This window comes from Shewanella aegiceratis (assembly GCF_019457495.1).
GTDB lineage: Bacteria > Pseudomonadota > Gammaproteobacteria > Enterobacterales > Shewanellaceae > Shewanella > Shewanella loihica.
Genome location: NZ_CP080416.1, coordinates 2,661,093 through 2,674,555 on the forward strand (window position 1 = coordinate 2,661,093; position 13,463 = coordinate 2,674,555).

The 13,463-nt window shown below is 53.5% G+C and carries 16 protein-coding genes; 3 read left to right on the forward strand and 13 right to left on the reverse strand.

Features of this window, described 5'->3' with window-relative positions; genetic code table 11:
- Positions 1 to 83: 83 nt before the first annotated feature.
- The 13 genes from K0H80_RS11770 to trmJ form a co-directional block, all read right to left on the reverse strand.
- Positions 84 to 1,100 (reverse strand): aspartate-semialdehyde dehydrogenase, encoded by a 1,017-nt coding sequence (locus tag K0H80_RS11770; protein ID WP_220071703.1) that lies wholly within the window; start codon positions 1,098 to 1,100, stop codon positions 84 to 86.
- Positions 1,101 to 1,102: 2 nt separating this feature from the next.
- The gene (locus K0H80_RS11775) at positions 1,103 to 2,233 is read right to left on the reverse strand and encodes a 4-phosphoerythronate dehydrogenase (RefSeq protein ID WP_220071704.1); all 1,131 of its coding nucleotides are present in this window, start codon (positions 2,231 to 2,233) and stop codon (positions 1,103 to 1,105) included.
- 144 nt (positions 2,234 to 2,377) lie between these two features.
- Positions 2,378 to 2,809: a nucleoside-diphosphate kinase gene (gene ndk / locus K0H80_RS11780; RefSeq protein WP_011866107.1), complete on the reverse strand. Its 432-nt coding sequence runs from the start codon at positions 2,807 to 2,809 to the stop codon at positions 2,378 to 2,380.
- 201 nt (positions 2,810 to 3,010) lie between these two features.
- Complete coding sequence (iscX, locus tag K0H80_RS11785) at positions 3,011 to 3,202, reverse strand: Fe-S cluster assembly protein IscX (protein ID WP_220071705.1); 192 nt, start codon at positions 3,200 to 3,202, stop codon at positions 3,011 to 3,013.
- Between the two features lie 119 nt (positions 3,203 to 3,321).
- On the reverse strand, positions 3,322 to 3,657 hold the full coding sequence (fdx, locus tag K0H80_RS11790; protein ID WP_011866109.1) for an ISC system 2Fe-2S type ferredoxin: 336 nt from the start codon (positions 3,655 to 3,657) through the stop codon (positions 3,322 to 3,324).
- 8 nt (positions 3,658 to 3,665) lie between these two features.
- The gene (gene hscA, locus K0H80_RS11795; RefSeq protein ID WP_220071706.1) at positions 3,666 to 5,528 is read right to left on the reverse strand and encodes a Fe-S protein assembly chaperone HscA; all 1,863 of its coding nucleotides are present in this window, start codon (positions 5,526 to 5,528) and stop codon (positions 3,666 to 3,668) included.
- 72 nt (positions 5,529 to 5,600) lie between these two features.
- Positions 5,601 to 6,122, reverse strand: coding sequence for a co-chaperone HscB (hscB, locus tag K0H80_RS11800; RefSeq protein WP_220071707.1), 522 nt, complete (start codon positions 6,120 to 6,122; stop codon positions 5,601 to 5,603).
- Between the two features lie 15 nt (positions 6,123 to 6,137).
- Positions 6,138 to 6,461 carry an iron-sulfur cluster assembly protein IscA gene (iscA, locus tag K0H80_RS11805; RefSeq protein ID WP_011866112.1) on the reverse strand — a complete coding sequence of 108 codons (324 nt, stop codon included), beginning with the start codon at positions 6,459 to 6,461 and terminating at the stop codon, positions 6,138 to 6,140.
- A gap of 14 nt (positions 6,462 to 6,475) precedes the next feature.
- Entirely contained in the window at positions 6,476 to 6,859 is a 384-nt protein-coding gene (gene iscU, locus K0H80_RS11810; protein ID WP_011866113.1) for a Fe-S cluster assembly scaffold IscU, read from the reverse strand.
- A gap of 36 nt (positions 6,860 to 6,895) precedes the next feature.
- A complete protein-coding gene (locus tag K0H80_RS11815) occupies positions 6,896 to 8,110 on the reverse strand; it encodes an IscS subfamily cysteine desulfurase (protein WP_220071708.1) in 1,215 nt (404 codons plus the stop codon).
- Positions 8,111 to 8,187: 77 nt separating this feature from the next.
- Positions 8,188 to 8,649 (reverse strand): Fe-S cluster assembly transcriptional regulator IscR, encoded by a 462-nt coding sequence (gene iscR, locus K0H80_RS11820; protein ID WP_011866115.1) that lies wholly within the window; start codon positions 8,647 to 8,649, stop codon positions 8,188 to 8,190.
- Positions 8,650 to 8,845: 196 nt separating this feature from the next.
- Positions 8,846 to 9,667 carry a serine O-acetyltransferase gene (cysE, locus tag K0H80_RS11825; RefSeq protein ID WP_011866116.1) on the reverse strand — a complete coding sequence of 274 codons (822 nt, stop codon included), beginning with the start codon at positions 9,665 to 9,667 and terminating at the stop codon, positions 8,846 to 8,848.
- A 7-nt stretch (positions 9,668 to 9,674) separates the two neighbouring features.
- On the reverse strand, positions 9,675 to 10,430 hold the full coding sequence (gene trmJ, locus K0H80_RS11830) for a tRNA (cytosine(32)/uridine(32)-2'-O)-methyltransferase TrmJ (RefSeq protein WP_220071709.1): 756 nt from the start codon (positions 10,428 to 10,430) through the stop codon (positions 9,675 to 9,677).
- A gap of 157 nt (positions 10,431 to 10,587) precedes the next feature.
- Between trmJ and suhB the strand changes: the two genes are divergently transcribed.
- From suhB to K0H80_RS11845, 3 genes are all read left to right on the forward strand, one after another.
- Positions 10,588 to 11,391, forward strand: coding sequence for an inositol-1-monophosphatase (suhB, locus tag K0H80_RS11835; protein WP_011866118.1), 804 nt, complete (start codon positions 10,588 to 10,590; stop codon positions 11,389 to 11,391).
- A 347-nt stretch (positions 11,392 to 11,738) separates the two neighbouring features.
- Entirely contained in the window at positions 11,739 to 12,911 is a 1,173-nt protein-coding gene (locus tag K0H80_RS11840; protein WP_220071710.1) for an NnrS family protein, read from the forward strand.
- A 108-nt stretch (positions 12,912 to 13,019) separates the two neighbouring features.
- Positions 13,020 to 13,424: a phosphate-starvation-inducible protein PsiE gene (locus K0H80_RS11845; protein WP_011866120.1), complete on the forward strand. Its 405-nt coding sequence runs from the start codon at positions 13,020 to 13,022 to the stop codon at positions 13,422 to 13,424.
- Positions 13,425 to 13,463 lie beyond the last annotated feature (39 nt).

Consider the following 13,463-nt stretch of genomic DNA (forward strand, 5'->3'; position numbering starts at 1 on the left):
AAACAAGTGATCACACAAAAAAAGCCTGCAAACTGCAGGCTTTTTCTCCACTTATGCGCTACTTAGCCCGTCAGGGCCAGGGATCAGTAGTAGTCTCTGACCAAGACTTCGGCGATCTGCACGCTGTTGAGCGCCGCGCCTTTTCTAATGTTATCAGACACAACCCAGAGGTTGATGCCGTTAGGATGAGAGATATCTTCGCGCACGCGGCCCACGTATACAGGATCGGTTCCTGCCGCCTCAGTCACCGCCGTTGGGTACTCTTCGTTAGACTCGAACAGCTCAACACCCGGCGCATCACGCAACACGGCCTTAACATCCTCGGCGCTCACCGGCTGCACGGTTTCGATATGTACCGCCTCAGAGTGACCGTAGAATACCGGTACACGTACCGCGGTTGGGTTAACTACTATCTGGTCATCGCCGAAGATCTTCTGGGTTTCCCAGACCATCTTCATCTCTTCTTTGGTGTAGCCGTTGTCCATAAACTTATCGATCTGCGGCAACACGTTAAAGGCGATCTGCTTAGGGTACGCCGTAGGCTCTACCGGCAGCCCCTGAAGCAGTTTGGCGCACTGATTAGCCAGCTCTTCGATAGCCTGCTTGCCCGAGCCAGATACCGACTGGTAGGTCGCCACATTGATACGTGAGATCCCGTAAGCATCATAGATAGGTTTAAGGGCAACCAGCATCTGGATAGTCGAACAGTTCGGGTTGGCGATGATGTTGCGATTACGGAAATCGGCGATCGCCTGTGGGTTCACCTCGGGAACGACCAGAGGGATATCGATGTCGTAACGGAAGTGCGAGGTGTTATCGATCACCACACAACCGTGTTCGGCGGCGATGGGCGCCCACTTGGCCGACACGTCACCGCCCGCCGAGAAGAAACCTATCTGCGCCTGAGACCAATCGAAGGTCTCCACATCTAAAATTTCGACCTGTTTACCATGGAAAGTTACCGTGTCGCCCGCACTACGACTACTGGCCAGAGGATACAAGTTGGCAACGGGAAAGTTGCGCTCTTCGAGGATCTCAATCATTGTTTGACCCACGGCTCCCGATGCACCTAAAACGACGACGTTAAATTCCTGCGACATAATTACAGACCGACTCCTGAAAAACCTAATTCGAGCAACCAATCTACATCAGAACCCGCGGTATTGGCTAGCATTAACGCGCTAAATTCACGTCGATGCTTATGATTTTTTCTCATCAGGTCGAAGCCTTTGTTATTTTGAAAGCGCTGGCGAAACAGTTCGTCGTCATCGCGTAGGTCATAGACCAGTCGCACCAGGCTGAGCAAGGCCTTTTCATCGGGCACAGACAAGGGCGACAACTGATGACTCCAGAGCACTGGCAACAGGCTGGCAAGCGACTTGTCGACCTCCCTGCCCAGCTGCGCCATCAAGGCCTGATATAGCATAAAGGTGCCGCGGGCCTTACCCTCCAGGCTATAGCCGGCTATGTGTGGGGTGGCTATCTCAACCAGTGGCACCAACTCAGGCATTGGCAGCGGCTCCCCCTCCCATACATCGAGCACCAGCTTGAGATCGCTGCGCCGCTGTTTCACCTCGAGAAGCGCGCGGTTATCGATCACCTCACCGCGGCAGCAGTTCAGCAGCCAGGTGCCTTCACCGAGTGTGTTAAGGCGTGCCTTGTCAAATAGATAGTGGGTGGGATGCTCGCCATCTCGAGTCAGGGGCACATGCAAAGAGATCACATCACAGCGCTCAATAAGCGTATCTAACGAGACAAACTCACGCGCATCACCCGCTTCTTCGAGCAAGGGATCGTTCAGGAGGGTCTTCACCCCATAAGCCTGCAGACACTTTTGCAGCGCCGTGCCCGTGTTACCCGCGCCGACTATGCCGACCGTCTTGCCCTTAAGCGGGCTGTGAAAGCGTCTGGCCAGCTCCAGCATGGCATTGAAGGCGTACTCACCGACGGCCACCGCATTACAGCCCGGTGCATTGGTGCAGAAGATGCCGCGCTGCTTAAGATAGTCCAAGTCCAGATGGTCCATGCCTATAGTGGCGCTGCCCACAAAGGAGAGCTTGTCGCAGCCGTCCAGTAGGCTCTTATTCACCTTAGTGACGGAGCGCACTAGCAGCACATCGGCATCTTTTACCTGAGCCTGGGTCAGGGTGCGGCCATCGACCATCACCACCTCACCAAGATCGGCAAACAGGGCTTCGACATAGGGCATGTTTTCATCGGCTACAATTTTCATCGACTTCTCTTCACAGTTTACTTAGGGCTACTTTATCGTATTATTTCGCCGTACTATTTTGCCGCACTATTTTTTTGCAGTAAATTTCGGGCACAAAAAAGGAGCCCTAAGGCTCCTTTTCGAGAGTTTTGCATCAGACTCGAATTAACGAGTACGTGGACAAAGTTCTTCAGCGCTGAAGAAGTAAGCGATTTCACGCTCTGCAGAAGCAACGGCGTCAGAACCGTGAACGGCGTTCTCGTCGATGCTGTCAGCGAAATCAGCACGCAGAGTGCCACGAGCCGCTTCAGCAGGGTTAGTTGCACCCATGATTTCACGGTTAGCCAGAACAGCGTTTTCGCCTTCCAGTACTTGAACCATGATAGGACCAGAAGTCATGAACTCAACCAGTGCGCCGAAGAAAGGACGCTCGCTGTGCTCGGCGTAGAAGCCTTCAGCTTGTTCTTTGCTTAGGTGAACCATTTTAGAAGCGATGATTTTCAGGCCAGCGGTTTCAAAACGGTTGTAGATAGCACCGATGTGGTTTTTAGCAACAGCATCAGGCTTGATGATAGAAAAAGTACGTTCGATAGCCATGTCTAGCTTCCTTCATTAAACAGGTTTTTAAAAATTCGCGCGGATTATACGAAATTAAATCCGAAAAACCTACCTTTATAGCGAGATGAATGAGACATTCATCAAACCGTCATCTAGGCTGGCGCGATCCGGCTAGCAAACTGGCATGTGCAAATCGAAACCAGCTAGTAAGCAAGCGAGACTTTAAACCTCGATACAGGCTCAGTACTCGTTGATCCAGCAGGCCTGAATCGCCTCCAGGATCCGTTCGTTACAATGGTTTGGGTCGTCGTCAAACTCATCCAGGTCCAGGATCCATTCCCGCAGATCGGTAAAGCGGATCTTGGCGGGATCCACATCGGGATGGGCCTCGAGCAGACTGAGCGCCACATCGAGAGAATCTATCCATTTCATTGTCTTACCTCTATCGCAAATGCTTATCCCTTAAGTTTAGCCCCTAGGCAGATAGCGGGATCAAAAAAGCCGATCTGATAGACCGGCTTTCTTTGAGATAGCTAATACGCTAATCAGTCTTAGCCTTCACTCACCATGTTGATGGTGTATTTAGGGATCTCTACCACCAGATCGCTGTCAGGTACCTTAGACTGGCACGACAGACGGCTCTCAGGCTCGAGGCCCCAGGCCTTATCCAGCATGTCATCTTCCAGCTCATCGCTCTCTTCCAGCTCATCGAAGCCTTCACGGATGATCACATGACAAGTGGTACAGGCACAGGATTTCTCACAGGCGTGCTCTATGGTGATGCCGTTACGCAGCGCCACATCCAGCACAGTCTCGCCCACTTGGGCCTCGACTACCGCGCCGTCCGGGCATAACTCTTCATGGGGTAAAAAAACTATCTGAGGCATATTGTTACCTATATATTGTCAACCGACTGGCCCTTGAGCGCCAATCGAATGGAATTATCCATACGTTTCGCGGCAAAGTCCTGGCTGGCATCATCCAGCGCAGCAATTGCCTTCTCGATGGCGTCAGTATCAGACTGGCTCGCCACCTGTGCCAAATTGGCCATGCCCGCCTGGATGGTCGCCGCTTCCGCTTCGTCCAGCAGATCGCCATCTTTGGCCAGCGCCGCCGACAGGGACTCTAATACCCTGGCCGCTTCTACCTGCTGCTCCGCTAACATGCGGCGCTCGATATCCTCTTTGGCATGGGCCATCGAATCTTTGAGCATGGTGCCGATCTCTTCGTCGGTCAGACCGAATGAAGGCTTCACCTGAATGCTCGCCTGCACGCCAGACGACTTCTCCATGGCGGTCACGCTGAGCAAGCCATCGGCATCGACCTGGAAGGTGACGCGAATATGCGCCGCGCCGGCTGCCATAGGCGGAATGCCCTTGAGGGTAAAGCGTGCCAAGGAGCGACAATCGGCCACCAGCTCACGCTCACCCTGCACCACATGAAATGCCATGGCCGTCTGACCATCCTTAAAGGTGGTGAACTCCTGGGCGCGGGCGACCGGAATCGTGGTGTTACGAGACACCACCTTCTCCACCAGGCCACCCATGGTTTCGATACCCAGCGACAGCGGGATCACATCCAGCAATAGCAGATCCGATTCTGGCTTGTTACCCACCAGAATATCAGCCTGAATCGCGGCGCCGATGGCGACCACACGATCAGGATCGATTGAGGTCAGCGGCGCCTTACCGAAGAAGCCTTCGACGCGCTCACGCACCAGAGGCACGCGGGTCGAGCCGCCCACCATCACGGTTTCCAGCACTTCATCGTTGCTGATCCCCGCATCGCGCAGCGCGCGGCGACAGCTGGCGATAGTCTTCTTCACCAGAGATTCGATCAAGGCGTCAAACTGCGCCTTGTCGACAACTTGTTCGTGAACGTTGCCCTGCTCCAGGGTCAGACTCGCGGTCACACTTGCCTGTTCGGTCAGGGCCTCTTTCACGCGGCGACTCTCGATTAAAAGTGCGCGGCGCTCACTGGCAGTGAGGCTGGTCAGTTGCCAGCTACTCTGCAGATGTTCGGCCAGGGCGTGGTCGAAGTCATCACCACCCAGCGCCGAGTCGCCGCCGGTCGCCAGAACCTCAAACACGCCTTTGTTCAGGCGCAGGATAGAGATATCGAAGGTGCCGCCGCCCAGATCATAGATGGCAATCACCCCTTCCTGGCCTGAGTCCAGACCATAGGCGATGGCCGCCGCCGTCGGTTCGTTGAGCAGACGCAGCACCTTGACACCAAGCAGGTTTGCCGCCTCTTTGGTGCCCTGACGCTGAGCGTCATCGAAATAGGCTGGCACAGTGATCACTACGCCTTCTAGGGAACCACCAAGGGTCTTCTCGGCGCGATCCACTAGCGGCCTTAGGATGTCGGCAGAGATCTGAATGGGGTTAAACTGCCCCGCCTGAGTGTTGAACAGTGGCAGGCCATTTTCGCTGGCAGAGAAATGATAAGGTAACGAGGCGTCCTTGGCCTGAATATCACTCAGGCTGCGGCCCATGAAACGCTTCACAGAGACCACGGTATTGAGCGGGTCCTGGGCGGAGAAACGCTCGGCATCCACGCCAACCTGAACTCCGTCTTCACTGTAACGCACAACGGAAGCCAGGGCATGACGGCCGGATTCATCGGCCAGGGTATCGGCTACGCCGCTGCGCACGGCCGCCACTAGTGAGTTGGTCGTACCTAAGTCAATGCCTACCGCCAGCCTGTGCTGGTGCGGTGCGGCGCTCTGTCCGGGTTCAGCGATCTGCAAAAGTGCCATATCTTTCCAACTTAAAAAAATAAAGGCTCAGTCGACCGTAATCGACGACAGAGCCATAAAAAACATTCGCGCTTAATAGAGAGCGTCTTCGGCTCGCTCGAGTTCCGCCTGCAACTTATCCATAAACTTGAGTTTACGCACCAGGTCGGCGGCCTGCTCCAGGACTGAAGCCTCTTCACTGCCTATCTTTTGCGCGAGCTGCGCCGTGATGTCGCTGCGATACTCGCCAAAGGATTGATGCAAGTGCTCGATAGCCTCGTCGGGATCGTCACTATCGGCAATCTCCTCCAGCGCCTCGCGCCACTCCATCTGCTGCATTAAAAACATTGTGTCTTTAACCGTGGTGGATTCGTGGCTGAGGTCGATTCCCTTGAGGCAGAGCATGTGCTCGGCGCGCGAGATGGGATGTTTCAGGGTGTTATAACCATCGTTGACCTGGGCGGTGTGCTGCACCGCCAGGCGCTTGTCCTGCTCGCTGGCATTGGCAAACTTGTCAGGGTGCACCGCACGCTGCAGTTCGCGATACCGCTCTGAAAGCACAGCGGTATCTAGCTCAAACGATGGCGATAAACTAAACAACTCAAAATAGTTCATGTATCTCGATTCGCTCTAAACGGTGAAGCTCTCGCCGCAGCCACACTCCCCTTTTGCATTGGGGTTGTTGAACTGGAAGCCCTCGTTGAGTCCCTCTTTGACGAAATCTAACTCGATCCCTTGCAGGTAGATGAAGCTCTTGGCATCGATGATGATTTTCACCCCATCGATCTCATAAACTTCATCGTCGTCGTTGAGTTCGTCGACGAACTCCAGCACGTACGCCATGCCGGAGCAGCCGGACGTCTTCAGTCCCAAACGTAATCCGATACCTTTACCGCGGTTGGCCAAGAAGCTTCTTACTCGATCGGCCGCCGCCGGTGTCATCGTTATTGCCATTATTACTCCGACTATTACTTTTCGTGCTTAGCCTTGTACTCGTCTAACGCTGCCTTGATGGCGTCTTCAGCCAAGATTGAGCAGTGAATTTTCACAGGCGGTAGGGCAAGCTCTTCAGCAATATCCGTATTTTTAATCGCTTGCGCTTCTTCAATCGTCTTGCCCTTCACCCACTCGGTGACCAGAGAGCTTGACGCGATAGCGCTACCACAGCCGTAAGTCTTGAACTTGGCATCTTCGATGATACCGTTGTCGTCGATCTTCAGCTGAAGCTTCATAACGTCACCACAGGCAGGCGCACCTACCATACCGGTAACCACTGAAGGGTCGTTCTTGTCGAATGAACCTACGTTACGCGGGTTCTCATAATGATCTATTACTTTTTCACTGTAAGCCATGATTCTGCTCCAATCTCTATTCGTTTATCGGCCGGATTAATGGTGTGCCCACTGCACTGTTGACAAGTCAACACCATCTTTAAACATCTCCCACAATGGAGACATCTCTCTCAACTGACCGATAGACTTGGTAATGGTCTCGATCGCATGGTCAATCTCCTCTTCAGTCGTGAAACGACCAATAGAGAAACGGATTGAGCTGTGCGCCATTTCATCGTCTAATCCTAATGCACGAAGCACATAGCTAGGCTCTAAACTTGCTGAGGTACAGGCAGAACCAGAAGAGACCGCCAGATCTTTCAGCGCCATCATCAAAGACTCACCTTCGACGAAGTTAAAGCTGACGTTCAGGCTGCCGCAGTATCTTTGCTCTGCATCACCGTTGATATAGGTTTCTTCGATATGCTTGATGCCGTCCCACAGTCTGTCGCGCAGACGACGGATACGGGCGTTATCGCTTTCCATGTCGGACTTGGCAATCGCCGCCGCTTCCCCCATGCCCACAATTTGGTGAGTCGCCAGGGTACCACTGCGCATGCCACGCTCGTGTCCACCACCGTGCATGGTCGCTTCCAGACGAATACGTGGCTTACGACGGACATACAGGGCGCCAATGCCTTTAGGGCCGTACATCTTGTGCGCCGAGATAGACATGAGGTCGACCTTGCTCTGTTGCAGGTCGATAGGTAGCTTGCCGGCACTCTGAGCAGCATCCACGTGGAAGATCACCTTCTTGGCACGGCATAGCTCGCCGATGGCGTCGATATCATGGATCACGCCTATCTCGTTGTTAACATGCATCAGGCTGAGCAGTATGGTGTCTTCACGCATCGCCGCTTCGAGCTTCTCGATAGGGATGATGCCGTTTGACTCAGGCTCAAGGTAAGTCACCTCGAAGCCTTCACGCTCTAGCTGACGACAGGTGTCCAGCACAGCCTTATGTTCTGTCTTGCTGGTGATGATGTGCTTGCCTTTCTTATGATAAAAATGCGCAACACCCTTGATGGCCAGGTTGTCAGACTCGGTAGCACCCGAGGTGAAAACGATCTCGCGTGGATCGGCGTTGATCAGCTCGGCGACCTGGTTACGGGCGATATCCACCGCCTCTTCGGCCTGCCAGCCGTAACGGTGAGAACGTGAAGCGGGGTTACCAAAAATCCCGTCCATCGTCATGTATTGCATCATTTTCTCTGCCACGCGCGGATCGACCGGCGTCGTAGCAGCGTAATCTAAATAAATAGGAAGCTTCATCTCACACTCCGTACTGAGTAGTCATGGCGCGACCACTTAACCACGTACATATAGTAATAATTAATAACAAAGTTAACTTACAGGGTTACCCTTTGTTCCTGTTGCATCTTGTCTTGCTTGATTGAGATAAATTGCACATCTCGCTTGTTCATCAGACCCGCAAGGCTAATGCCATTTAAAAAATCTGAAATCTGTTTGCTCAAATCGCCCCAGAGCGAATGGGTTAAACATCGGGTGCCGCTCTGACAATTTCCCAAACCTTGACAACGTGTGGCGTCGACCGACTCATCTACCGCCCTAACCACCATGCCCACGGAGATGTCGCTCGCGTCGAAACCGAGACGATAACCGCCACCGGGTCCTCTGACGCTGGAGACTAAACCATGCTTACGTAATTTAGCGAAGAGTTGTTCAAGATAGGAAAGGGAGATTCCCTGACGCTCGGAGATGTCAGCTAATGGGACCGGGCCAGAAGTAGAATGCATTGCAACGTCTAACATTGCCGTTACCGCATACCGACCTTTTGAAGTTAGTTTCATAGCTACCACTGCTCTCTAAAATGCTTAGGTCAATTCAACCATACTTGACTGTTTTAGTCAAGTATAAAACCTAGCAGATTAGTCAGGTATTAAGGACGTTATCGGAAACAGGAAATACCCTGCTTCGTTGCTGGGGTATTTAACCTGTTTCAAGGCAAAGATTCAACGCTCAGAGGGCAATAAATCTCACTCTTTATCAAATAATGGGATCAAACTCATCTATCGCCTGCTGGCGCTTCTCGGCCGCGGCCTGCTCGGCGTCGCTAAATTCACCCACTTCAAGCTCGGGAAGGCGCTCGGTACAGACGCTGCCGCCCATGCTCTGCACGGCCTGACACACCTCTTGCACCTTAGAATCCATCAGGTGCATATGATCCAGCATCTTGCCGATGGCATTGGCCACAGGGTCCGGATTATCGGGCGATACCGCGTAGGCATCGAAGCCATATTTCTTGGCCATCTCGGTGCGGCGCTGAACATGCTCCTTGGCCTCTTCGCTGGGCCTGGCCACCTCACGGGCAGGGATCCCCACCACAGTGGTATCTTTTGGCACCTCTTTGACCACCACAGAGTTAGAGCCGACACGCGCCCCATCATGCATGGTGATCGGCCCCAAGATCTTGGCGCCGGCGCCCACTACTACATTGTTGCCCAGGGTCGGGTGACGTTTGCCCGCCTGCCAGGTCGTTCCTCCCAGGGTGACACCATGGTAAAGGGTACAATCGTTGCCTATCTCGGCAGTCTCACCTATCACCACGCCCATACCGTGGTCGATGAAGAAACGGTCGCCTATGGTGGCACCAGGATGGATCTCCACCCCGGTCAGCCAACGGGAGAAGGTAGAGATCATGCGTGCGGTGAGACACCACTTGGCCTTCCAAAGCTTATGGCTGACACGGTGGATCCAAATCGCCTGCATACCAGGGTAGTTGAGCAGGATCTCTAGGGTACCGTTTGCCGCCGGGTCTCTGTGATAGATGGAGGCTATGTCATCTTTAATTCTGGAAATCACGCCCATGGCTCTATTATTCCTTCGTTGACTGTGCGTCTTGTGTGGCCTGCTGTGCCAATTCAACCTTCTTATCCACCGAGGTCAGGATACCGCGGAGAATATTCATCTCCTGACTCTCGATTCTCGCCCGGCTAAAGAGGCGTCTGAGCTTAGTCATCACCTGCCCCGGATGTTGCTTGATGATAAATCCGGTCGACAACAGGGTCTTCTCCAGGTGAACGAAGAAGTTTTCCTGCTCCTTGGCCAGGGGATACGCCTGCTCTTCTACCGTCTCGGGATCCATGGCGAGGTGCGCAACACGCGCCTCATAACAGATGATCTGCACCGCCTGGGCCAGATTAAGCGAGGTGTACTCAGGATTGGCCGGTATGGTCACATGATAGTTGCACTTTTGCAGTTCGTCGTTGCTCAGACCGTTACTCTCGCGGCCAAAGACGATGGCTACTGGGCCGTTAACGGCGGCGCCGGCGAGTTTCTCACCCGCCTGGCGGGGATCCAACATGGGCCAGTCCAGGGTGCGGCTGCGAGCACTGGTGGCGATCACCAGGCTGCAGTCTGCGATGGCATCTTCCAGACAATCGACGGTCACCGCATGTTTAAGGATATCCGACGCCCCGGCGGCAAGGGCTACAGACTGGCCATCGGGTGCCACCTTGGGCTCGGCGAGATAAAGCGTGGAAAGGCCCATGGTTTTCATGGCACGGGCGGTTGAACCTATATTACCTGGATGAGTGGTTCCTACGAGAACGACACGAATATTGCTAAGCATGAAACAAGTTTGATTTCTTTCTATAGAACAGTGGATTGATGGTATCACAGCGCAAGGGGATCCCTTAATATAAAAATCTATATTTGATATAACGATTGAAAAGCGTATAATACGCGCCGATTATTTATATCTGTTCTTTAACATCCAGGGGATTGTAATGCATCCGATGCAGACCATCGCCGTGCGCGCCGCTCGCGCCGCCGGCCAAACAATTATGCGTGCCTATACCGAACTCGACCGTGTAGAAGTTAGCGCAAAAGGTATCAATGACTACGTGACTAACGTAGATAAAGAAGCAGAAGCTGCCATTACATATCAAATCCGCAAGTCGTACCCGGACCACACCATAGTTGGTGAAGAAAATGGTGAGAACAAGGGTCAAAACAGCGACTACATGTGGATTGTCGATCCTCTGGATGGCACTAACAACTTTGTTAGAGGCATCCCTCATTTCGCGGTATCTATCGCCGTACAACACAAAGGCAAGACAGAAGTTGCCGTCGTCTACGATCCTGTTCGTGACGAGCTGTTCACTGCTGTGCGCGGTAAAGGCGCCAAGCTAAACGATTTCCGTATTCGCGTAAGCAAGGCGAGCGATCTTGATGAGGCCATCGTGGGTACAGGTTTCCCCTTCAAGGCGAAGCAACACACTGAAACTTACATGAAACTTTTTGCTTCTACCTTTAGCCAATGTGCCGATCTGCGCCGTGCAGGTTCAGCCGCCCTGGATCTGGCTTACGTAGCAGCGGGTCGTATGGACGCCTTCTTCGAGATCGGTCTCAAGCCTTGGGATATAGCCGCTGGCGATCTGATCGTCCGTGAAGCCGGCGGTACCGTTACCGACTTTACCGGTAACCATGGCTACATGGGTTCAGGCAACATCATCGCTGGTAGCCCTAAGGCGACTGTTGCCATGGTGAAGAGCTTCCGCCCTCTGCTGAGCGATGCCCTAAAGCGTTAATCCCCGGATTAAACAGCATCGCACGCTAAAGACCGCCTTCATGGCGGTTTTTTTTTGCCTGAAAATTAAGACATCTGTTAATAGATTTTGTTTCTGTCTATGAGTAGCGCTTTTCTCTATGTCTGTCCTACGTTCAACTGTTAGTTGCCGTAAGCTTTCCTCAAGAGTGCGCCTTGTTAAAAGCCACCACGCGAAATTACCGTCCCAGATGAAGAAGCCACCTTCATTCAAAGCCGCTGCCCTGATTCAATCGACATTCATTAAAAGCAAGCTGCGCTTATTTACATGCATATAAATTACACCTTATAATATCTGACATAATTACTCGGATATTTAATGAGACGCGTATGCTTAACATAGACGAACCCGCCCATCTCCAACCCAAACTCGCCCTGCTGCGTTTGGGATTTCGTCCCTTCTTCCTGTTTGGCGCCCTGTTCAGCCTGGTCGCCCTGGCGCTGTGGGGAAGCTTTCTCACCGGTCGTCTCGGCTTCACGCCCCATGGAAATCCGCTATGGTGGCATGGCCATGAGATGCTATTCGGCTTCGTAATGGCGATTGTCGCCGGCTTCCTGTTAACCGCCGCCCAGACCTGGACCGGCCAGAAGAGCATCAAGGGCTGGCCGCTAGGCGCCCTCTTCCTGCTATGGCTGGCGCCGCGCATCTTGCTGGCAAACAATCAATGGGGCACATTTGAGGTGGTCGCCATGCTGGATCTGCTTTTCGCTCCGGCGGCCGCGCTGGTACTGGCGAGACAGGTGATTGCCGTCAGGCAGTGGCGCAACTTTGCCTTCATCCCCATTCTCCTCCTGCTGACGGTAGCCAACGCCCTGAGTTACTACGGCGTCAGCAGCCAAAACAGCCTGCTGGTGTCCCATGCGTTTCACGGCGCCACCATCTTGATGGTGACCATAGTGGCCCTCATCGGCGGTCGGGTGATCCCCTTCTTCACCGACAGAGCCACACAGTGGCAGCGACTGGACAACATCTCCTGGCTGGAAAAGCTCACCTTCGTCAGCCTGATGGCACTCTTTATCGCCATGCTTATCGGTCAGTCTCTTGCAATAATGCTCTGCGCCGCCGTGGCCGGGATCACCCTACTGGTGCGCTGGTCCCGCTGGGGCGTGCAGTCTACCTTTGGCGTGCCACTGCTCTGGTCGCTACATCTGAGCTATCTCTGCATCCCTGTGGGTCTGCTGCTGATCGCTGTGGGCGCCAGCGTCTCCGCCGGTCTGCATGCCATGACGGTGGGGGGACTCGGCGGCATGATCCTGGCGATGATGGCCAGAGTCTCGCTAGGTCACACGGGTCGCAACCTCTTGCCACCTAAGGTGATGACGGGTGCTTTTGCGCTGATCCTTATCTCGACCATCACCCGGGTCTTGGCCAGCCTGTTCCCGGCGCAGTTTATGCTCTGGCTAACCATCGCACTGGTCGCCTGGATTTTCGCCTTTGGCACCTTCGTTATCTGCTATGCCCCCATTTTGCTCACGCCAAGGGTAGATGGCAGACCGGGCTAGGCGCCTAACAGAGGCTAAAGCGTCAGATTGTGAAAAGCATCACACCCAGACGCTGGCGTAGCGCTCAATACTTGTTACCATCTATAAAAACACAATTGAGCGCTATTTATGGGAAAACTCTACACGCAATATGGCTCTAAAAGCCTCAAAGCAATAGAACATTTTGTTTTAATTATCATCGCCATCGCCACCATAGTGGCCATAGGGCAAGAGATAGCGCACATCATCAAGATGGGAGAGGTGGCACTGGCGGATCTACTGCTACTCTTCATCTATCTTGAGGTGCTGGCCATGGTGGCCAACTACGCCGAGTCGGGTAAGTTGCCGGTGCGGATGCCGCTCTATATCGCCATCGTCGCCCTGGCCCGTTATCTGATATTGGATATGAAGGGAATGGAAGACTGGCGCATTCTGGCTATCTCAGTATCTACCCTGGTGCTTGCCAGCACGGTTATCGTGATCCGCTGGGGTCAGCTAAAACTCCCCTATCCGCGCAAAGAGGACGACCACTAGCCTGTTTAAGAGCCAGTGAGCTCTAGGCTGGCAATGGCC